A 20933-nucleotide genomic window follows, 5' to 3' on the forward strand; every position below is an offset into this window, starting at 1 on the left:
AATCCCGCTCCGGGGTGCTTGTGCGAGGGATGCTCGCGCAAGACGCCAGTGGAGGGCTCACGTTCGCGGTGACGCCCAGCAAGGCGCACCAAAGGGAGAGTCTACGTCATCGGGATGCCGCGGCCAAATGCCGGTGCGCAGATCGCTGCGCACCGGCATCCGGTCATCAGGCGCTGCGGCGCCTGCGCACCCACAGCAGGAGCCCGCCGACGAGCAGCAGCAGTCCGCCGCCGATCGGCACGAGCACGTTCATCGCGGCACCGGTGTAGGCCAGCGGCGGCTCGAACTCGTTCTCCACGACGATCGATGAGTCGTCACCCGTGAGGGTGATCTGGGCGCTCGCCGACGTGGTCACCGTCGTGCCGACATGGATGCGGGTCGCCGTGGCGCCGCCCGTGTCGGTCTCGGTCAGGTCGCACACGGTGCCGATCGGGACATCCGAGATGGTCAGCGTCGCCGCCGCCGTCCCGCCGATCTGCGCGGTGACGTCGCGCAGTGTGACGCCCGCCGGATACACCGTGCTCGTGTAGGTGCACACGACATGCACCGGGAAGGTGCGGGTGATCCCGATCGACCCGAGTCCGCTCAGCTCCTTCGAGATGACGACCGGGTCGACGTCGAAGGCGTTCGTGAACGCCACCGTGCTCTGGTCGGCGGCCGACACGTCGGGCAGCGGCGAGAGGGTCGCCGTCGTGCCCGTCACCGCGGGCTGGGTCACACCACCCTCGGTGACGGCCACCGTCGTGCGCGCGGCGCCGGCGGCATCCGTCTCCGTCACGCGGCAGTCGGCGCCCTCGGGAAGACCCGTCCAGGTGAACGAGCCGCCTGCGGCGATGCTCTGCGTCAACGGCTCGGTCGCAGCCACCGCGGCCCCGTTGAACGTGCAGGCGAGCGCGACCTGGAACGGCCCGTAGGTGAGCGGATGCCCCGTGGCATCCGTCGCCTGCGAGTCGACCGTCTTGGTGACCGTCACCTGCGCCAGTCGGAAGGTGTTCTGCACCTGGAGCGCGGGCTGCGCCTGATCGCCGACCGAGAGCACGGTCGGGTCGGTCGCGACGGTGAAGGTGTAACCCGTCGCCGCGTCGGCCAGCGGCGCGCCCGTCGCGGACTGGATCTCACTCAGTCCCGCGCCGCCCGCGTCGGTCTCCCGGAGGATGCAGGAGGATCCGCTCGCGATGCCCGTGTAGTCGGCCACGGGGGACGCCGCATCGACGATGCGCGTCGCCCCGCCGGGCAGCACGACCGACTCGCCCCCGCGCGTGCACGCGAGGTCGAACGTGAACTGCGCGGTGCCGTAGGTCGCCGCCCCCGCACCGGCGAAGGTCTTCGTGACCTGGACGGAGCCCGTCAGGTACCAGTTCGTCAGCGCGACGGTGGCCAGACCGCTCGTGGGGATCGTGACGACGCCCGTCGTCGTGTCGGTTCCGTCGTTCGGCGTGATGACGACCGCGTCGGCGCCGAGGAGCGCGTTCTCGGTCACATCGCACGTGGAGCCCGCGAGGATGCCGGTCACGGACGCCGTCCACGCGCCCGACGCGCTGAGCGTGCGGGTGGTGTCGACGAGCGTCTGCCCGTTCAGCGTGCACACCACGTGCGCGGTGAAGGACTGGGTCTCACCGAACTGATCCGCGCCGCCCCCCTCGAACGACTTCCTGAGCGTGAGCCCGGCGACGTCGTAGAGGTTCTCGAACGACACGGCGTTCTGGGTCGCCCCACCGGTGCCGTTCGGGCTCAGCTCGGGGATGTCCGCCGTGCGCGTGGCCTGGTCGGTGGTCGGGGTGACCGTCGGGTTCGTGACGTCGACACTCGTGACCGTGCTCTGCGCCGAGAGCGGGTCGGTCTCGGTCACGGTGCAGTGCGCGCGGGCGGGCAGGTTCGTGAACGTGCGCGATCCGCCGTCATCGAGCGTGAAGGTGGTGCTCAGCACGCTCGCGCCGTTGAAGGTGCAGTCCACCGAGAAGCCGAAGCCCGTGGGGATCGGGAAGCCGGTGCTCGCGGTGACGGTCTTCGACACCGTGAGGCTCGCGTAGTCGTAGACGTTCGTCACTGTCTGCAGCTGCAGGGGCGTCGTGCCGGAGACAGCGGTGATCGACGCGGGACTCACCGAGGACGCCGCCCCCGAGTTCGACTCGACGAACGCGCAGTCCGCACCCCACGGGAGCCCGCCGACGGTGACCGGAACGTTGGCGGTCAGAGCCGGCACCGTCGGTAGCGACGCCGAGGCGACGCTCACGCCGTTCGATGTGCACTGCAGCGAGCCGGAGAAGGTCGTGGGCACCCACGACTCCCCCGCGGCATCACCCGTGACGGTCTTCTCGATCGTGATGCTTCCCGAGGCGAGCGCCGCGCCGACGACAGGCACCTCGAACGGCAGCAGCGTGACCGAGGAGCCACCCGCGGTGTAGGTGGCGCCGGTCATCGCCGAGTTCCAGGCGATGGGGTTGGTGCCGCTGTTGACCGCTGCCGGCGGGGCATCCGTCGGGAAGCTGAGGGTGAACGTCTCCCCCGGTCGCAGCGCGTGTCCGCCGCCGGCGAAGTCGACGACCGCGTAGATCGCCGTCACCGTGCTGAGGTCGACCGACGAGTCGAGCGGCTTCCAGTACCCCGGCGGGCAGCTGCCCCCCGGGTTGAGCACGTCGTCGCAGAGCGCGGTGCCGGGCGTCACGCTCGAGTAGTAGTAGCTCGCCGTCGCGCCCGGCGCGACCGCGGCCTGCAGGGTCGGCAGTGCGCTCAGAGTCGGGTGCCATTCGGTCGTCGCGGACGGCAGCGTGATGCCGCTCGCGCCGGGGTTGGGCAGATACAGGATGCTCGAGACGGTGTCGAGCGAGTAGGTGCCCTGGTTCGTGTACTGCCCGCGCCAGGTGTTCACGGCTCCGGGCTTGGTGATCGGCGCACAGTGCCCGGAGTAGAAGCCGTCGCTGGTGGCGTCAGCGCTCGAGCACGGCGTGGAGTTCGACGAGGTCACGCCGAGGCTCGCGTCATCGGCACGCACCTCCTGATACATCCCGAGGTTCGCGAGCGGCAGCACGCTGACCGCGGCCGACGTCGAGCAGGTGTCGCTGGGCGGACCGGTCAGGTTGCACTGGTCGAACTGGCGCTGTCCGTCGAGCGAGTAGGTGTTCGTGATGACCTGACCGGCGAGCAGACCCGGGCGCAGGCGCATCGGGAAGCTGATCGTGTACGTCTCACCGAGGCCCAGTGCGGTGCCGGATGTGAACGAGAAACGGATCGCGATCGGCTCCGGCGTCGAACCCGTCGAGTACGTCACGTGCACGGTGACCTGTGACGGATCCACCGGCACCGACGTGTACGGCGTGCCGGGGGCCGTGCCGCCCGTGCGGGTGAAGGTGTAGGACGACGCGTCGGTCGGGTCGACGCCCGCGGGGAACACGTAGTCGGGGGCACCCGCCACCGCCGTTCCCACCGGCAGCGTGTCGGTGATGACGGGGTCGATGATCGGGTACTGACCGTTGTTCGTGGTCGCCAGTCCCACCGTGAAAGTGGTGGCAGGCTGCATCGTGCCGGACGGGGTCTTCACCAGGCGGGCTTCGGTGGGCAGATGCAGGAAGTGCATGGTCGCCGATGCGGTGTCGACCGCGTCGACTCCGTTGCCGGGCACACCACTGGCACGGGCCTCGACGCTGTTCGGGAAGCTGCCCGCCGCGGTCGTGCCCGGCGCGGGGCTGTTGCCCGCCAGATCGGTCGGCACGGGACCGCCCGTGACGAGCGCCGTGCGGCGCTGGATCGAGACGGCCGCGTTCAGCGTGGGCGTCGCGGGGTTCTCGAGCAGCAGCAGGGCGGCTGCCGGGTCGTTGACGGAGGCCGCGGCGACCCGCTGATACGTGAAGCGCACACCCTGGATCGCGCCGTAGGTCACGAGACCACCGCCGGCGAGGGTGGCCGTGCTCGATGCGGTGCCGCCCGGGAGGGCGGTGCGCGCCTGCGCGGCGGACTTCCACGCGGTGCCGGCGGTGCCGACCACGGTCTGCCAGGTGCCGCCGGTGAGCGTCAGGGAGTTGTCGGGGGCGACCGCGTAGGTGCCGCCGGTGAGCACCTCGACCATGACCCGGTTGGCCGGGCTCGCGATCGCGAAGGTGGAGGCGAGACCGGCGAACGAGTACGCGTTGAAGAACGCGGGCGAGTGGTCGGTCAGCTGCACCTGGTTGCTGCGAGCTGTTCCGCCCGGCGTGCCCGCGATGTTCATCGTGAACGTGTCGGACTCGTTCTCGTACTGCTGGCTGTCCGGCGCGAAGCTCTTCGCGGCCGTCACGGTGCGGGTCTGCGTGTTGGTGATCTGCATCGCCGCGCTGTCGCAGTCGATGACGGTGTTCGGTGCCGGGCTCGGTGCGACCGGCGAGTCCGCGCAGGTACCCGCGGTCTCGATCGACGGGTCCGCGAGCTGACCGATCAGCGTGTTCGGCACGCTGCCGGCGGCGACTGCGGTCGCCGGGTCGGAACGGTACGTCTCGCGCAGCTGCAGGTCGATCACCACGCGCAGACGCCCGTTGGTGTTGCCGGAGGTCGTCGGCTGGATGCGCCCGGTGCTGGTGGCGGAGATGCCGACCACGTTCACGAGATCGGCGGCGGTCAACGCGGTGGCCTGCGCGATCGTGTACGGCGACGAGGTCGTGCCGTCGGCGTAGGTGAGGATCAGCTCGGTCGCGGTCGCGCCCTGCGGTGCGGTCACTCCGGCGATGTCCGTCAGCGTGAACGCGTCGAACGCGCTGCCCGCGAAGGCGGCGTCGCCGGGCAGCACTCCGGGTGACGGCTCCGTCGCGGTGATCGAGTTCACCAGCTGCGGGCCGTTGTTGGTGACGTCGAGGGTCGCCCGCGTGGACGGGTAGTCCGCGGCGGGCGTTCCCGACGGCGGCACGCCGATCGGGCCGCCCGACCAGGTCTTGGTCGTCGTGATCGTCGCCGTCGCGTTCAGCAGTGCGATGTCCGCACCATCGGTCGTCGAGAATCCGTCCGCACAGACACCGGCGACGAAGTCGGTGAGGCAGGCGTCAGAGGTCACCGTGTTGTGGATCTGGCCGGGCGTCGACGTGTTGTACAGGTCGTTGTAGAGCACCGGCGTCGTGCCGTCGGAGCGCAGCACGTCGCGCAGCTGGAAGGTCAGCGTGATCGGGCGCCGGTTCTGTGTCGCCGTCACCCCGCTGCCCACCGCAGGCTGGGTGAGCGAGCCCGGCGTGAGCACAGACGCCCGGTTCGGGCTCTCCTCGAACAGGAAGCGCACGCCCGTCGTGGTGGAACGCTCACTCGCACTCAGCGTGTACCCGGGGAAGACCGTCGAACCCGACGTGGGGCCGTCCCACGAGGTCGCGCCGGAGATCGTGACGGGAGTCCACACCCCCGTCTGGCCGTTGAACAGCTCCACGGCGGCGAGCGTGTCGTAGGCGATGGCCGGGTCGGAGGTCTTCGTGATCGGCGCGATCCGGGTGAGATCGAACGTGTTGAAGAACGAGGTGCCGAGCGACGCCGAGGTCGCGGGCCCACCGGCCGCGCCGATCTCGGTGACGTACTGCTGGGCGATGCCGGTCAGCCCCCCCGTCGACCAGTTGAGGGTTCCCGTCGCGGTGGCCTGCGTACGCTCCGTCAGCGCGATCGGGTTGAGCGACTTGTCGACGAGGTCGGGGCCTGTTCCGCTCCCTCCCCCGAGCGGAACCAGGTTCACGACGGCGCACGGCGAGGTGTTCACCGTCGTCGCCGAGAGCGCGGGGCTCGTCGCCGAGGCATCCGCCGATCCGCAGTTCGCGCGCTGCACGACGTCGGTCGTGCCCGATCCCGGTCCGGGGATGGTCGCATTGGTCGGCACCGACCCGATCGGGGTCGAGCTGGACCGGGTCACGGCCCGAGTGGTGAAGGTGATGTTCGGCTGGAAGGTCGAACCCGGGGCGAAGCTCTGCCCACTCAGCGCGTCGTAGACGAAACGGAGCCCGGTGATAGACCCCGACAGTGAGGAGGGGATGTCGATCGTGCGGTACTGCGGCGGAGCGGTCAGGCCGATCGCTCCCGGCAGGTTCGTCCACACGCCTGGCGCAGTCTGGTACTGCACGGTGAGGCTGGCGTTCCCGGGGATGCCGAGCTGCGTGAGCTGGGTGGCGTCATACAGGTCCCACCAGTCGGCCGACAGCGCGTCGGAGTCGGTCACGACGACCTGGGTGGGGTTCACCGTCGTCGCCGGGAATCCGGCGACCGTCGCGGGGATCTGCGCGATGAACTGCTGGCCGGCGGTGAGGTATCCCTGACCCGGCGTGATCGTCTTCGCGACGGTCACGCCGAGACGGTCACCGTAGATCGAGAGCGTGTCCTGCGCGTGGGCCGTCGCCGTGCGAGAGGGGTCGTCGACGGCGACACCGGTCACATCGACGGCGTTGACCACGTCGGTGCGGTCGGGAAGCGGCGTCGGACGCGAGGTGTTCGCGATGAACGGCAGCTTCGCCTCGGCGCCGGGGACGATCCCGCCGGTGGCCGTGGAGGAGAAGGTGACCGTGAAGCCGACGACGCGCGTCGCGACATCGGGGGCGGGGATCGTGTCGGCCGTCGTGGTCGAGAGGGGCGCCGAGGTCGTGTTGTCGGAATACGTGTAGACGATGGTCGCCGAGGTGGCGCCGTCGGGCCACTGCACACCCGTCGTGCTCGTGCCGACCTGCCCGAAGCCCGCGAAGGTGAGCTCGTCGGCGAGCGGGTTCGGGCTCGTCGTCGCGGCGCCCGGCTCGGTGATCGACAGGGAGCGGAGCCCGACGGTCCCCGCGTTCGTCGCGCCGAGGCGCACCGTGGTCGGGTCGCCGGCCTTGACCTGGTCGGCGTCGAAGGTCTTCGCCGCCGTCACCTGCAGTCCGTAGGGGACGATCTGGTAGTTCTTGCTCACGAGCGGCGAGTTCGCCGTGAGCGTGCCGAGCGTCGCGCTCGCGGTGATGCTGTTGCTCACGGTCGTCGCCGGCAGGCCCGCGACGTTCGCGCGCTGGGCGAGGGCGACCGCGGCGACTCCCGCTGCGCCGCGCTCGATGGCGGCCCCAGTCGCGCCGGTGTAGGTGAAGCGCACACCGTAGACGTCCGCCGGATCGGGCGCACCGGTGGTCGGGTAGACCGGCGGACCGGCGCCGGTGTAGACGGTGTGCCACTGGCTGTCCAGCGACGAGTAGACCTCGGCGGTGACGCCGGTCGCGCCCGCGGGCAGGGTCATCGCGCCGAACCCGGTGAAGGCGAGGTAGTGGAACGGGCTCGTCGCGCCGGTCGGCGGGTTGCCGGGCCCGGCCGGATCCTGCACGACGAGGCTGTCGGCGGGGCCGTTGGTGGTGTTCGTGCCGGTGAGCGTCAGGGTGGTCGTGAGCCCCGGGGTGTTGAAGTTCTGGGTCGGGGAGAACGACTTGTCCGCCGTGGCTGCAGGGGTCTGCGGCACGACGGGAGTGACGGTCGCGGTGCTCGACTTGGGGTCGGCGTTCGCCGACGCGATGTTCGCGGTGTTCGGAATCGTCGTGCCGTCGATGGTCCACGGCGCGTTCGGCGACACCCGCACCTGGATGTCCATCTGGTACGACCCCAGCGGCAGTCCGGTCGACGCCGACGGAGTCTGCACGGGGGCGGTGAAGGCCAGCACCACCTGGGTGCGGTCTCCGACCGCGGAGGTCGTGACGGTTCCGGGGGCGGTGCCCGGGAACGAGCTCGCACCGACGTAGTCGATCCACTCGGGCAGCAGGTCGGTGATGGTCGTGGTGTCACATCCGGTGACGCCCGTGATCGAGGTGCCGCAGCTGAAGTCGAGCCGATACGAGAACGACGTGCCCGGCGTGAGCGGCGTGCTCGGGAGGATCGCCGTCTTGACGATGCCCTGCGAGGCGTTGATGGTGGCGGCCTGCGCGGGCGCGGCGATCGCGACGAGGCCCGCGGCGATCACGACGACACTGACGGATGCCGCGGCCACCGCGACCACACGACGACGGAAAACAGAGAACAGGCGCACCGAGACACCCCCCAATAGGCGCGACGGCTCGCGACACACATCGTCGCTCGTCATCACGTACGGCACACGCCCGTCTCGGGTGACGAGCGGCGAAGGCCCCCGACATGCGTGAGCCGACCCCCCTGGGCAAAGTTGCGGCGCCCGGAGGGGTACCCCCTCACTATCGCCCAGGTTTGCCGGATCGGCAAGTGCGCTCCGGTGTGCCGGATCGGCAAGTGCGCTCAGGTGTGCCGGATCGGCACGTGCGCACAGGTGTGCCGGATCGGCACGTGCCCACAGGTGTTCCGGATCGGCACGTGCGCACAGGTGTTCCGGATCGGCACGTGGCGGCGCGTCGGGAGGCGTCATGCGGCGACCGGGCGCCATCCGGCATCGCTAGACTCGCGTCGGATCGCGGCGGGAAGGGGCGGCTGCAGTGATCGAGATCCTCGTGGTGTGCACGGGCAACGTGTGCCGTTCGCCGTACGCGCAGCTGGTGCTCACCGAGCGGCTGCGGGGGATGGACGTCGTGGTCTCCAGTGCAGGCGTTCGCGCGCGCACCGGCGCGACGATGACCCCTGAGGCCGTCGACCTCGCGGTCGCCGCGGGCGTGCCCGAGGAGGCCGCCGCGGCGCACGCGGCGGTGTGGCTCACCGAATCGCACCTGCGCACCCCGGACGTCGTGATCGGGATGTCGCGGGAGCACCGCCGTGCGGTCGTGGAGCTGGCGCCGTCTCGGCTGCGGTCGAGCTTCACCGCTCGGGAGCTCGCTCGGCTGGCCGCCGCCGTGGGCGACGACGGCCTGCGCGCCGCGGCGGCCGCCGCGGGCTCCGTCCCCGCCCGCCGTGTCGAGGCGATGCTGGCGCGGCTCGCGACCGCGCGCGGTGAGGTCGAGCCTCCGGTCGATCTCACCGAGGACGATGTGATCGACCCCATCGGGCGGTCGCGCGCGACCTACGAGCGGGCGGCGGCGGAGATGGGCCCGGGGATCGACGCGATCGACCTGCTCGTCCGTCTCGCTCTCGAGGCCTGAATGCTCACACCGATGCGCCGAGCGAGCGCTCGACCGCACGCCAGCCGTCGGTGAGCACGGCGAAGCCCGCCTCGCAGACGCCGACGGGGTCGTCGCTCTCGCTCGCGAGGATCTGGATCTGCAGCACGAACCTGCAGTAGGCGCGTACCTCCGGCGACGGTTCGTCGACGCCCGCGTCGGCGGCGATCACGGCTGCCAGTGCGTCTTCATGGCGCAGCCACATGCGTGCCGCGTAGTCGCGCAGAGCGGGGGTCGCGTTGAGGAACTCCATGAACCGGCGCGACACCGCATCGCCGTGCTCGACGACGTTCGCCGCGATCTCCGCGAGGTAGAAGTCGTGCAGCGCCGTGTGGACGGACACGCCGGGGCCTCGGTCCCGCACCGAGGCGATGAGCTTGTCGCGCTGCTCGTCGTCCTCGTCGAAGACGAGCGCCTCCTTCTGCGGGAAGTGTGCGAACACCGTCGTCGGCGAGACATCCGCGGCATCGGCCACTTCGCGGATGCTGACGTTCGCGAACCCGCGCTCGAGGAACAGCATGGTGGCGGTGTCGGAGATCAGCTTGCGCGTCGCGCGCTTCTTTCTTTCGCGCCGACCCTCCGGCGCAGGGGAACTTTCGCGCCGACCCTCCGGCGCAGGCGAACTTTCGCGCCGACCCTTCGGCGCAGGGGAACTCTCGCGCCGCCCCGGCTGCTCAGACGTGCTCATGCCACCAGTCTAACCAGATCGGGTTCGAAACTGTATTGACAACAAAACTGGTATCGATACAGTTATCGCATGACCTCCTCCTCGACCAGCCCGCGCAGCGACCGCCGCGCCTGGATCATGCTCATCGTCCTGACGATGCTGACCACCGCCGGCATGACCGTCGTCCTCCCCGTGCTCCCCTTCGTCGTCCTGCGCTACGTGTCCAACGAGAGCGACCTCGCCGTGTGGGTCGGCGTGCTCGAAGCCGTCAACGGCCTCTGCGCCTTCCTCATCGCACCCTTCCTCGGTCGCCTGTCCGACCGCTTCGGTCGCCGACCCGTCATCATCGTCGCCGCGCTCGGCGCGGCCGTCAGCATGACGCTGTTCGGCATCGGCGGCGCTCTCTGGGTGCTGCTGTTGGCCCGCGTCATCCAGGGCGCCACCGCCGGAGACCTGCCCGCTCTGTTCGCCTACCTCGCCGACATCACCCCGCCCGAGAAGCGCGCCCAGCGCTTCGGCCTGCTCGGCGCCCTCTCCGGCATCGGCACGATGGTGGGGCCGGCCGTCGGCGGCCTGCTCGCCGCGATCAGCGTCGAGCTGCCCGTCTTCCTCACCGCCGCGGTGTCGTTCGTGATCGCGCTGCTGAGCATCTTCCTGCTGCCCGAGAGCCTGCGCCTCGAGAACCGCATCGCCTCGATCCGCGTCGCCGACCTCCACCCGTTCGCCGTGTTCCGCGAGGCCTTCGGCCGCCGCGAGCTGCGCGGCCTCATGATCGGCTTCGCGCTGCTCGCGCTGCCGTTCGGCATGTTCGTGAACAACTTCAGCGTGATGGCCTACGACTCCATCGGCTGGGGTCCGACCGCGATCGGCCTGCTCATCGCCGCCGTCGGCATCATCGACATCATCGTGCAGGGCGCCCTGCTCGGCGTGCTGCTCCCCCGCATGGGCGAGCGCGCGGTCATCGTCAGCGGCATCATCGGCCAGGCACTGGGACTCGCGGCCCTCGCGCTCGTCGCCTCGGTGCTCGCCCAGCCGTGGGTGTTCATCGCCGGATCGCTCCTGCTCGCCGCGGGGCAGGGTGCCGCGCAGGCCGCGATGGACGGCGCGATGTCCAACGCCGTCGGCGCCGATGAGCAAGGCTGGCTGGGCGGCGCGACGCAGTCGCTCAACGGCGCCATGAGCACGGTGGCGCCGCTCCTCGCCGGCGCCCTCTACGCCGTCGTGAGCCACGCGGCGCCCTACTGGCTGGGGGCGCTGCTCATGGTCGTCGCCGCGGTCGTCATCGCCCGGGCCCGCTTCACCGACGCGGCTCGCCTCCCGCGTGCGGCGTCGCCGAGCGCCGTGGATGCCGCGGCCTGACCCGCACTCCTGACGCCGGCGCCCACCCGCGGTGACGCGGCGACGGGCGCCGCGACTCAGGCGGCGATGCGCGCCGGGTCGGGCTGGGCGGTCACGAGGATCGGGAGATGATCGCTGAGCCCCTGCGGGAGGGTGCGGATGTCGGCGATCGTGAACCCCGACGAGGTGGCGAAGTCGTAGTGGCCGCGGAAGAACCGGTAGCGCGTGTAGGTGCGGGAGTCGCTGAGGCTCAGCTCGTAGCCCTGGTCGCGCACGCGCTCGCCCAGCTTCTCCTTGAAGACGGGGTAGTTGTAGTCGCCGACCATGAGCGTCGGCAGGCCCGGGCCGAGGTCGGCGAGCTCGGCGAGCGCCGTGCGGATCTGATGGCGTCGCAGCGAGTTCAGCGCCGTGAGGGGGGCGGCGTGGAACGAGGCGACGAGCAGCTCGCTGTTGTGGTCGATGTCCCGCAGGCGCACCCCCAGCATCCGCTCTTCGGCGGGCTTGAGCACCATGTCGTGCAGCGACTTCTTCAGCGAGATGGCTCGCACCTCCTGCAGCCGGAACGTGCTCTCGCGGAAGTAGACCGCGAGACCCAGCCGGTTGCGCTGGGTGGCGTCGGCGAGCACGAGGCCGCCGAGGCGATCGGGGATGTCGGTGGTGTCCGCCTCCTGCAGGCAGAGCACGTCGGGGTCGTGCTCCGCGACGCGGTGGATGAGCTCGCCGGCGGCCCGGTGCTTGCGCAGGTTGTAGGAGATGACCTTCATCGTGCTTCCACGATAGGCCGGTGCCGGCGCGGCGCCGGGCGCACGGTGGATCTCACAGGGTTCGCTCATGCGTCGCCGAAGGACGCGCTCAGTCGAGCTCGCGGCGCGCACGCGTCTGGTCGGCGCGCGCGGCGAGCAGGTCCTCGGCGGGGTAGCCGACCTCGGCGAGGGTGAGCCCGTGGGCAGCCAGCACGGGGAACGCGCTCGTGCGCACCGCCTCATCTCGCAGCCGCACGAGGTCGTCCGGCGCGAGGCGCCCCTGCCCTACCGCGACGCAGGCGCCGACGAGGGCGCGCACCATGCTGTGACAGAAGGCGTCCGCGCGCACGTGCGCGACGAGCGTGCCGGTCTCGTCGCGCCGCCACGAGTAGTCGAGCAGCGTGCGGATCGTCGTGGCCTCCTCGCGCGGCTTGCAGTAGGCGGCGAAGTCGTGGAGCCCGATGAGGGCGCGGGCCGCGGCATCCATCGCCTGCTCGTCGAGGCGTGCCCGCACGAAGGTGGTGCGCGTGCGCTCGAGCGGGTCGTAGCCGGTGACCTCGTCGGCCACGCGGTACGTGTAGCGGCGCCACACGGCCGAGAAGCGGGCGTCGAAGCCGTCGGGGGCGATCGAGGTGCGGTGCACGACGACATCGGGGGAACGTCCGAGCACGCCGGTGATCTTGCGGGCGAGCTGGTCGACATCGCCCCGCCCGGCGTCGAGCCGGCGGTGCTGGATCTCGTCGAGGTCGAGGTGCGCGACCTGTCCGCTCGCGTGCACGCCCGCGTCGGTGCGTCCCGCGACCACGAGGCGCGGCTCGCCGCCGAGCACGCGCGCGACGGCACCCTCGAGCACGCCCTGCACCGTGCGCAGACCCGGCTGGCGCGCCCAGCCCGAGAAGTCAGCGCCGTCGTAGGCGAGATCGAGACGGATGCGCACGCCGAAATCCTAACGAGCGGCTGCAGACACGCCCCGGCGCCCGCTCGGGCCGACACGCCGACGCTCGAACCCCGTCGCACCGCCGACGTAGACTCGGTGGCCGACCCCGGAACCCCACTCCTGATGTCTGTCACACCTCCCCCCGCCCCCGCAGGCCGTTTCGACGGTCTCGACGGCATGCGCGCCCTCGCGGTCGCGCTGGTCGTCGCCTATCACGTGTTCCCGGGCGGGCCGTTCGTCGGCGGCTTCCTGGGCGTCGACGTCTTCTTCGTCATCAGCGGCTTCCTCATCACGTCGCTCCTGACGAGAGAGAAGGATGCCACGGGCCGCATCTCGCTCGCAGGGTTCTGGCGCCGTCGCGCCCGCCGCCTGCTGCCCGCGCTCGTGCTGGTCGTCGTGGTGTGCGCGAGCATCGCACTGGCGGTGGGGGGCGACATCCTCACCGACCTCGGTCGCCAGGTGCTCGGGGCGGCGACGTTCAGCTACAACTGGCTCGCCGTCGCCTCGGGAGGCGACTACTTCGCGCAGACGGCCCCCGAGCTGTTCCGCAACCTGTGGTCGCTCGCCGTCGAGGAGCAGTTCTACGTGCTCTGGCCGCTCGTGCTGCTGCTCGGCGTGCTCATCGGGCGACGCGCGCGCCGGTTCGCGATCGGGCGTCGCCGTGCGGGCATCGCCGTCGTCATGGTCGCGGCCGTGGCATCCGCGGTCTGGATGGCGGTGCTCGTCGCCTCGGCCCCCGGGGATGCGGCCGGCGGAGCCGGCGACGCCGTCACCGGCGGGGCCACGGGCGGGGCCATCACCCGCGCGTACTTCGGCACCGACAGCCACGCGTTCGGGTTGCTGCTCGGCGCCGCGCTGGCACTCGCGCTCCCCGCCGTGCGCGCCTCGGCGCGGCCGTGGGTGCGGAGACGGGCGACGCGCGGCATCCTTCTCGTCGCCGGATCGGCCGCCGCCGCGGCACTCGTCGCGCTGGCGCTGCTGCCGGAGACCGCCACGGCATGGACCTTCCCCGGGGTTCTCATCGCCGCGAGCGCGCTGACGGGTGTCGTGATCCTCGCGTGCACGTGGCCGGGTGCCGTGCTCGGACGCGCCCTCGACACCCCGCCGCTGCGCTGGATCGGCGCGCGGTCGTACGCGATCTATCTCTGGCACTGGCCGATCATGGTGCTGCTGACGGCGTCGCTCGCCCGTTCGGGCACGGGCGGCGCCGACGCGAGCGTGCCGTGGCAGCTCAGTGTCGCCGCACTCGTGTTCACCCTCGTCGCCGCCGACCTCTCCCTGCGCCTGGTCGAGACGCCGGTGCGTCGCGACGGATTCCGCGCGAGCATCCGCGGATGGGGCCGCGCGCTGAGGGGCACCGCATGGCGGCGGGCGGGGGCGGCACTCGGCGTCGTGGTCACGGTCGCACTCGTGGCGGCGACATCCACCGCGGTCGCCGTCGCACCGACGCGCTCCAGCGCCGCCGACGCGATCGCCGCCGGCGAAGCCGCCGTCGACGCGGGCACCCCGACGCCCGGCGCGAGCGCACCCGCGGGCGCCGATCCCGCCGCGGCGACGGTCTCCCCGGTCGCCCCGAGCGCGGCCGCGACGAGCCCGCCGATCCCGGGCAGTCAGATCACCGCGATCGGCGACAGCGTGATGCTCGCCTCTGCGCCGAGCCTCATGGCGACGTTCCCCGGCATCTCCGTCGACGCGAAGGTCTCCCGTTCGATGTACGCCGCGCCGGGCATCCTCTCGCAGCTCGCCGCCGACGGGGAGCTGCGTCCCTACATCGTCATCGGACTCGGCACGAACGGCGCGATCAGCCAGAACACCCTCGACGAGATCGTGCGGATCGCCGGACCCGACCGTGCCGTCGTGCTCGTCAACGCGTTCGCGCCGCGATCATGGATCCCCGGCGTCAACGACGAGCTGCGCGCGTTCGCGCGCCAGCATCCGGGCGTCTCGCTCGCCGACTGGTACGATGCGATCTCGCCGCACGTCGACCTTCTCGCGGGCGATCAGATCCACCCCGGCGGAGCCGGCGGGCGCATCTTCGCCGGGGCGGTCGAGGACGGCCTGTCCCGCGCCGACGCCGAACGCCAGCAGCTGAAGCGGCTCGGGGCGCTCCGCGAGCTCGCCGGGGTGCTGTGCGCCGGCGCGTGCGACCTCGACAACGGCTGAGCGCGCCGCGGCGCCGCATAGACTGGCCCCGCGACGGCAGCACCGTCGCGGAGAGGGGACACCGTGCAGGCGACGGCTCGACGTGCGACCGGGGCGATGATCGCCCTGACTCTGGCCGCGGGGCTCACGGGCTGCGGCATCGCACCGTGGGCCGGCCAGCAGAACAGCACGCCCTCCCCCACGATGACGACGCCGTCGGCCGTGCCGACGCCGGTGTCCAACGACCTCTCGAGCGGCTCGACGCAGCGCACGGTGAAGAGCGGTTCGGTGACGGCCACCGTCAACTACTGGTCGACACTGTCGATGGACCGCTGGAAGGCCGGGGCGCTCAAGCCGATCTCGCTGTCGCTGACCACGACCGTCGACCCGAACGACGGCCAGAAGGTCTATCTGCAGTCGGCGACCATGACCGCGATCCCGCAGGGCTCGAACGGCGAGACGTTCCCCGCGCTGAGCCCGCAGTCGGACACGTCGACGGTTCCGCCGGGCTACCTCGCGCTCTCGCCGTACAGCTACTCCCAGACCTTCACCATCGGCGAGGTCCCGCAGGGAGCGACCTCGGTGCAGATCCAGTTCACCTACGACTTCCTCGTGCAGACGACGCCGACCTCGAGCGAGTACGCGAAGCAGACGGGCAGCGACCTGCTCTCGGTCGCCATCGCGCAGGGCTGAGTCAGGCCACCGGTTCCGTCACGCGGACCCATCGGTCGCCGCCGTCGGCCGATGCCCGTGCGGCACCCGCGCGGGCATCGCGCAGCAACGCTTCCATGTCGTAGCCCGAGGCGTCCACGCTCGACCATCCGACACTGACCGACAGCTGCACGGCGAGCGGTCGCGACGTGTCGAGACGCGACACCTGTGCGCGCAGGTCGTCGAGCGCCGACTCGATCGCGATCGGCGGGCGCATCAGCAGCACGTAGAGGTGCCCGGGCGAGGAGACCGCGATGTCGGCCTCGCTCGGGATGCTCGCGCGCACATCGCGTTCGACCGTATCGACGATGCGCCAGAACAGGCTGCCTCCGGCGGCGATCCGCAGGTCGTCGACGTCGTCGAGGCGGATGGAGAGCACCGACCAGGCCCGCTCGCCCCGGTCGGCCGCCCGCGCGAGCTTGTCGCCGCCGCCGGCGATGAACGCGGCGAGCCCCGTCGGGACACCGGATGCCGCGGCCCCGCGCCCGACCGCGAGCCACAGCAGCGTCACCAGGGCGCAGACGATGTAGATCATCGCGCCGACGCTGTCGAGCACCCGCAGGATGCCGAGGTCCTCGGGGCCACGCGGGCGGGCGATGATGCTGTGCACGAGGTTGCCTGCGGCGACGACGGTCACGGCGCCGGAGATGAGGGCGAGCGGGAGCAGCATCCCATCGGCACGTTCGGGAATGCGGCGAAGCTCGATGATGCTCAGCAGCGCGAACACCCCTGAGACGGCGTAGGCGGCGGCGAACGCGAGGCCGAACCACTCGTCGGGCACGACCGCGAGCACGGATGCCGCGAGCACCACGTAGAGCACGGGCACGGCCCAGCCCGAGCGCACGCCGCGCCACGAGCGCAGCCCCGACCAGATGAAGATGCCCGCACCGAGGGAGATGCCGAGCGAGAGCCGCCGCAGCGACTCCTCACCGGCACTCTCGGCGTACATCCCGAGGTAGACGCCCGCCGCTCCCGCGACGAAGACCAGCATCCACTGCAGCGTCGCGGGATGGGGACGACGCACGTAGCCGAGGCCCGTCATCAGCACGAGTGCGAGCGTCGCGAGGGTGGCCTGGCCGACGGCGAGTCCGTAGGCGACGGGGTCGTTCATATGAGCACCCAGGCGTCGGAGAGCGGGATACGCATGCGCACCAGCGTGCCCTTGCCCACGGTGCTCTCGAGACCGATCTCGCCGCGATGGGCGACCAGGATCTCCCGCACGATCCCCATGCCGAGCCCCGTGCCCCCGACCCCGCTGTCCTGCGCGGAGCGGGCACGGAAGTACGGCTCGAACACGTGCCCGAGGTCGTCGGCGTCGATGCCCATGCCCGTGTCCGAGACCTCGATGAGCGCGGAGTGCTCGACGGTGCGCGCCACGAGCCGCACCGACCCGTCGGCGCCGGTGTACTTGATCGCATTGCTGAGCACGTTGTCGATGACCTGGCGCAGCCGGAACGCATCGCCGTCGACGAGCAGCCCGCTCTCGATGTCGGCGGTCAGCCGCACCCCGCGCGCCTCCGCCGTCGGGGCGAACGACTCCAGCGACAGACGCAGCAGCTCGGTCAGGTCGACCGCCGACCACACCGGCTCGGCCGAGAATCCGCCGCGGGCGTAGGTCAGCAGCTCGGCGATGAGCGCATCCATCCGGGTGGCCGCGCCCGAGATGACGCGCAGGTGCTCGGCGAGCTGGGGCGCATCGTCGACCTCGTCGAGGGCGAGCTCGGTGTGCCCGGCGATCACGGTGAGGGGGTTGCGCAGCTCGTGCGAGACCACGGTGGCGAGCTTCTCCCGCGCGCGCTCCGATTCGATGAGCGCGGTGACGTCGTGCACGAGGTAGAGGATCGTTGTGTCCTCGTCGAGACCCGCCGGGAGCACGCGGGTCGAGACGCTCAACGCTCGCCATTCACCCTCGCCGTCGAACAGCCACACGCGCTCGTCGTCGAGGGTCTCGCCGCGGCGCGCGCGGGTGAGGGGGCGCCGGCTCTGCGGGATGGCCGTGCCGCCCTGCTCGTCGTATTCGACCGCCGCGCCCGGCTGATCGATGTCCTCGGGGTCGAGGCCGTACAGACGCACGAGGGTCTCGTTGAGGGCGAGCACCTGGCCGCGTGCCGACAGACGCGCCACCCCGATGTCGAGGGCGTTGAACATCTGCGAGACACGGCGCCGCTGCGCCGAGACCCCGTGCAGCGAGTCCTGCAGCTTCGCGGTCTGGCGCCGCAGCAGCTGCTTGAACGCGCGGGTCTGGCGTGCGCTGATCGAGGTGGCGAGCGCCAGGAAGGCGAGCGAGAGGAAGGCCACGATGTAGGCGACCATCGTGCGGCTGTCGGCGTCGGTGAGCATCGCGGACAGCAGCATCGTCGCGCCGATCCCGCCGACACCGAGCATGATCGCCCAGATCGAGAAGAAGGACCCCAGCCAGACGACGGGGAACGCCCACAGGAAGTCGAGCGCGAAGCCCGCATCCCACTGCATGACCCCGATCGCGAGGATGTCGAGGAACGGGACGAGCACGACGATCGGCCGGCCCACCCGATGCCAGGGGAACACCAGCGTGACGACCGTGAGGCCGATGACCCCGCCCGCGCCGATCGCGAATGTGCCCGTCGAGAACTGGGCGGGCTGCAGGGCCAGCATGACCAGCACCACGACGAGTACCACCGCGCCCAGCAGCAGCTGCGTCTGCCAGATCGAGCGCGTCCGCGCACCAGCCACGACCCGAGGCGCGCCGACAGGCGCCCTCAGGCGGCGATCGGGTTCACCGTCCCCAGCGGACATGTGGTCGAGTGTAGCCATGGCCATTGCGTATACTCGTGACGCCCGGGGCGGTGCCGCACGATTCGTCCCGAGCGTGGTTGCGATCTCCTCGCCCGGGAGCCCGCGATCCCCATCCCCACGGTCCGAGAGCTAGGGAGTGTCATGGGTCGTTCGTTGCGTCGCTCCACTCGGCTGGCCGTCGTGGTCGCCCTCTCCGCCATCGTGGTCGCCTCCGCGACGGGGTGCGCGCAGATCGTCGATGCGATCAACGCGCTGTCCGGTCGCAGCGCCACGACCGTCGTGCCGACCGCCGGACCCTCCTCGAGCCCGTCGGCGTCGCTGCTCTACAACTCGGTGTTCACGAGCGACGGCTCGGTGCAGCTCGACACGGACCTCGCCGACAGCCTGGTGCTGGAGCTCAACGTCTGGGCTCAGGACCCGAAGAAGACGCAGGAGTGGACGCCGAGCAACGACAAGCACTTCGGGTTCGCGGTGAACGTCTACGACAAGCGCGTCGACGACAAGGCCGTGCTCGCGCAGAAGCGCAGCGTCTACCTCTCGTCCATCACGATCTCGTCGCAGACCGCGCAGACCTCCGGACAGGTGCAGTCTCCGTTCCAGTTCAGCGCCGACCCGCGCACGATGGTGCCGAGCGACACGCTCCGCTCCGACAAGGGTCTGCTGCTGAACACCTACCAGGGCGGGTTCCTCGTTCCCGACACGGTGATCCACCAGCTCCCCGGCGACACGTACGGGCTCACCCTGTCGTTCACGATGAACGTGTGGGTCGAGGGGCAGGCGAACACCGACACCTCGTTCGGCCAGCAGTCGGTGTATGAGGCGGTTCCGATCGCGATCTTCCACCAATAGCCCGCCCTAGACGGCGGCAGAGGAACGCGAGCGCGGATGCCCCACCTCGGCGTCTTGCGGAAATCTTGCGGAAAGTCTCTGATTTCCGTGCCCGCAGGCCCTCCCGACCTTGCGGATCGCGGGGCATGATGGGTTTTACACGGCGTGAGTCGTGCATTCCCCCATCGCGAGAAAGAGGTCCCGTTGGCTGAGTACCGGCCCACGCCCGCGCCACAGTCGACCGCTGTGACCGGTTACGACCCGACCTACCCCTACCCGGGTGGCGCCGGCTACGCGCCCGCCCCCGGGTACGCTCCGGCCCCCGGCTACGGAGCACCCGCCTACGGCGCGCCCAGCTACGCACCGGCACCGGGCTACCCGGCCGACGCCTCGTACGGAGCCGACCAGTTCTCCGAGGACTTCACCGCCGTGCTCGAGGACGGCCAGACGCGCCGCTCCACGATCGGCTGCGTCATCCCGGCGTACAACGAGGAGGAGTCGATCGCCGACGTCATCGAGGGTCTCCTCTCGCAGACGCGCGTGCCCGATGTCATCCACGTCGTGATCAACAACACGACCGACCAGACGGCGAAGATCGCCGCGGAGTACGCGGGACCCCACGAGATCACGACCGACCTGGGCGAGCAGTTCACCGAGGTGTTCGTGCACGACATCGGCAAGAACCCCGACAAGAAGGTGGGCGCCCTCAACTACGGCTACTCGCTCGTCGAGGGCTGCGACTTCCTCCTGGGCGTCGACGGCGACACGATCGCCCACCCGAAGGCGGTCGAGTACCTCGAGACCGAGGCGATGGGCGACTCCCGCATCGGCGGCATCTCGGCGATCTACACGATCGACGACCGGCCGATCAAGGGCCTGCTGGCGAAGTTCCTCATCGCCGGTCAGCGCACTCAGTTCGCCGCCTTCAACCTGCAGAACCTGCTGCGCGGACGCAACATGGCGGTGCTGGGCGGTCAGTTCTCGATCTTCTCGACGAACGCCCTCCGCGACGCGATGAAGGCCAACCACCAGTCGACGCCGTGGGTGAAGGACAGCGAGGTCGAGGACTCGCTCCTCTCGCTGCAGATCAAGAGCGCCGGCTACCTGACCAAGATCAGCCCGTACGCGCGCGCGTACGTGGGCGGCATGACGACGCTGCGCGGCTACGACGCGCAGCAGGTGAAGTGGACGTACGGCGCCATCGAGCTGATGTGGCCCGGCCAGCGCGGCGACACGAAGGGCCAGCCCTTCCACCCCAACCTGCGCCTGCGCTGGTTCGAGAACTTCGGCATGCTGACGAACCTGTTCGTGCGCGTCGCGTTCATCACGCTGCTCGCCGCGTCGCTGTCGATCAACGCGTTCGTGTTCTCGGCGTTCTGGCTCATCCCGCCCGTGGTCGCCATGCTGCTGAACCTGCGCATCGCGCGCACGATGAAGTACTGCGACAACCGCGACGTGCTCTTCGCGGTGCTGTTCTTGCCGGCGGAGATGTTCATGTGGGTGCGCATCGGCCACTTCCTCCGTTCCTGGAGCCGCTTCCTCTCGAAGAAGAAGGTCGACAACTGGGCCATGCAGGCCAAAGCGGAACGCGGCGGCGGCTCGCTGGGCTACTGGGTGCCGGCGATCCTCCTGATCGCGGTGCTGATCGCGTCGGCCGCGATCTGGAGCATCCTCGGCCCGGTCGCGCAGTCGTCGATCCTGTGGGTCGGATGGCCCATCGTCGGTGTGGTGACCGTGCTGCAGACGCTCCTCATGTTCAGCAAGCTCGTGCGCCGTCACCACGGGTACAAGGTCTGACA

General features: G+C 70.7%; 12 protein-coding genes. 6 read left to right on the forward strand and 6 right to left on the reverse strand.

The window, feature by feature from the left end; translation table 11 throughout:
* Positions 1-166: 166 nt before the first annotated feature.
* Positions 167-7963, reverse strand: a complete 7797-nt coding sequence (locus BGO15_RS11505) for a DUF5979 domain-containing protein (RefSeq protein ID WP_286748324.1) — start codon at positions 7961-7963, stop codon at positions 167-169.
* Between the two features lie 415 nt (positions 7964-8378).
* Between BGO15_RS11505 and BGO15_RS11510 the strand changes: the two genes are divergently transcribed.
* Positions 8379-8975, forward strand: coding sequence for an arsenate reductase/protein-tyrosine-phosphatase family protein (locus tag BGO15_RS11510; protein ID WP_056206064.1), 597 nt, complete (start codon positions 8379-8381; stop codon positions 8973-8975).
* 4 nt (positions 8976-8979) lie between these two features.
* Here BGO15_RS11510 and BGO15_RS11515 read toward each other — a convergent pair whose 3' ends face one another.
* Positions 8980-9534 (reverse strand): TetR/AcrR family transcriptional regulator, encoded by a 555-nt coding sequence (locus tag BGO15_RS11515; RefSeq protein ID WP_056206106.1) that lies wholly within the window; start codon positions 9532-9534, stop codon positions 8980-8982.
* Positions 9535-9750: 216 nt separating this feature from the next.
* On the opposite strand from BGO15_RS11515, the gene BGO15_RS11520 reads away from it, so the two are divergent.
* Positions 9751-11019, forward strand: a complete 1269-nt coding sequence (locus BGO15_RS11520; RefSeq protein WP_235557369.1) for an MFS transporter — start codon at positions 9751-9753, stop codon at positions 11017-11019.
* A 56-nt stretch (positions 11020-11075) separates the two neighbouring features.
* Here the strand turns inward: BGO15_RS11520 and BGO15_RS11525 are convergent, their stop codons facing one another.
* Positions 11076-11762, reverse strand: a complete 687-nt coding sequence (locus tag BGO15_RS11525; RefSeq protein WP_056206066.1) for an endonuclease/exonuclease/phosphatase family protein — start codon at positions 11760-11762, stop codon at positions 11076-11078.
* An 88-nt stretch (positions 11763-11850) separates the two neighbouring features.
* A complete protein-coding gene (gene truA / locus BGO15_RS11530; protein WP_056206069.1) occupies positions 11851-12678 on the reverse strand; it encodes a tRNA pseudouridine(38-40) synthase TruA in 828 nt (275 codons plus the stop codon).
* A gap of 123 nt (positions 12679-12801) precedes the next feature.
* Between truA and BGO15_RS11535 the strand changes: the two genes are divergently transcribed.
* A complete protein-coding gene (locus BGO15_RS11535; protein ID WP_056518697.1) occupies positions 12802-14841 on the forward strand; it encodes an acyltransferase family protein in 2040 nt (679 codons plus the stop codon).
* Between the two features lie 63 nt (positions 14842-14904).
* Positions 14905-15513 (forward strand): hypothetical protein, encoded by a 609-nt coding sequence (locus tag BGO15_RS11540; RefSeq protein WP_048809397.1) that lies wholly within the window; start codon positions 14905-14907, stop codon positions 15511-15513.
* A 1-nt stretch (position 15514) separates the two neighbouring features.
* Here the strand turns inward: BGO15_RS11540 and BGO15_RS11545 are convergent, their stop codons facing one another.
* Together BGO15_RS11545 and BGO15_RS11550 are read right to left on the reverse strand one after the other, a co-directional pair.
* Positions 15515-16642: a hypothetical protein gene (locus tag BGO15_RS11545; protein WP_056206076.1), complete on the reverse strand. Its 1128-nt coding sequence runs from the start codon at positions 16640-16642 to the stop codon at positions 15515-15517.
* Positions 16639-18243, reverse strand: a complete 1605-nt coding sequence (locus BGO15_RS11550; RefSeq protein ID WP_056518693.1) for a sensor histidine kinase — start codon at positions 18241-18243, stop codon at positions 16639-16641. The genes BGO15_RS11545 and BGO15_RS11550 overlap by 4 nt, the downstream gene beginning before the upstream one ends.
* Before the next feature lie 204 nt (positions 18244-18447).
* On the opposite strand from BGO15_RS11550, the gene BGO15_RS11555 reads away from it, so the two are divergent.
* Entirely contained in the window at positions 18448-19155 is a 708-nt protein-coding gene (locus tag BGO15_RS11555; RefSeq protein WP_056206079.1) for a hypothetical protein, read from the forward strand.
* Between the two features lie 225 nt (positions 19156-19380).
* Positions 19381-20931, forward strand: a complete 1551-nt coding sequence (locus BGO15_RS11560) for a glycosyltransferase family 2 protein (RefSeq protein WP_084603768.1) — start codon at positions 19381-19383, stop codon at positions 20929-20931.
* Positions 20932-20933 lie beyond the last annotated feature (2 nt).

It is taken from the genome of Microbacterium sp. 71-23 (genome assembly GCF_001897265.1).
In the GTDB taxonomy this organism is placed as follows: Bacteria; Actinomycetota; Actinomycetes; order Actinomycetales; family Microbacteriaceae; genus Microbacterium; species Microbacterium ginsengisoli.

Bases quoted from the DNA above. Each gene is read 5' to 3' on its own strand.
- BGO15_RS11535 (WP_056518697.1), top strand. From the start codon at position 12,802: ATGTCTGTCACACCTCCCCCCGCCCCCGCAGGCCGTTTCGACGGTCTC.
- BGO15_RS11545 (WP_056206076.1), bottom strand. From the start codon at position 16,642: ATGAACGACCCCGTCGCCTACGGACTCGCCGTCGGCCAGGCCACCCTC.
- BGO15_RS11520 (WP_235557369.1), top strand. From the start codon at position 9,751: ATGACCTCCTCCTCGACCAGCCCGCGCAGCGACCGCCGCGCCTGGATC.
- BGO15_RS11525 (WP_056206066.1), bottom strand. From the start codon at position 11,762: ATGAAGGTCATCTCCTACAACCTGCGCAAGCACCGGGCCGCCGGCGAG.
- BGO15_RS11555 (WP_056206079.1), top strand. From the start codon at position 18,448: ATGGGTCGTTCGTTGCGTCGCTCCACTCGGCTGGCCGTCGTGGTCGCC.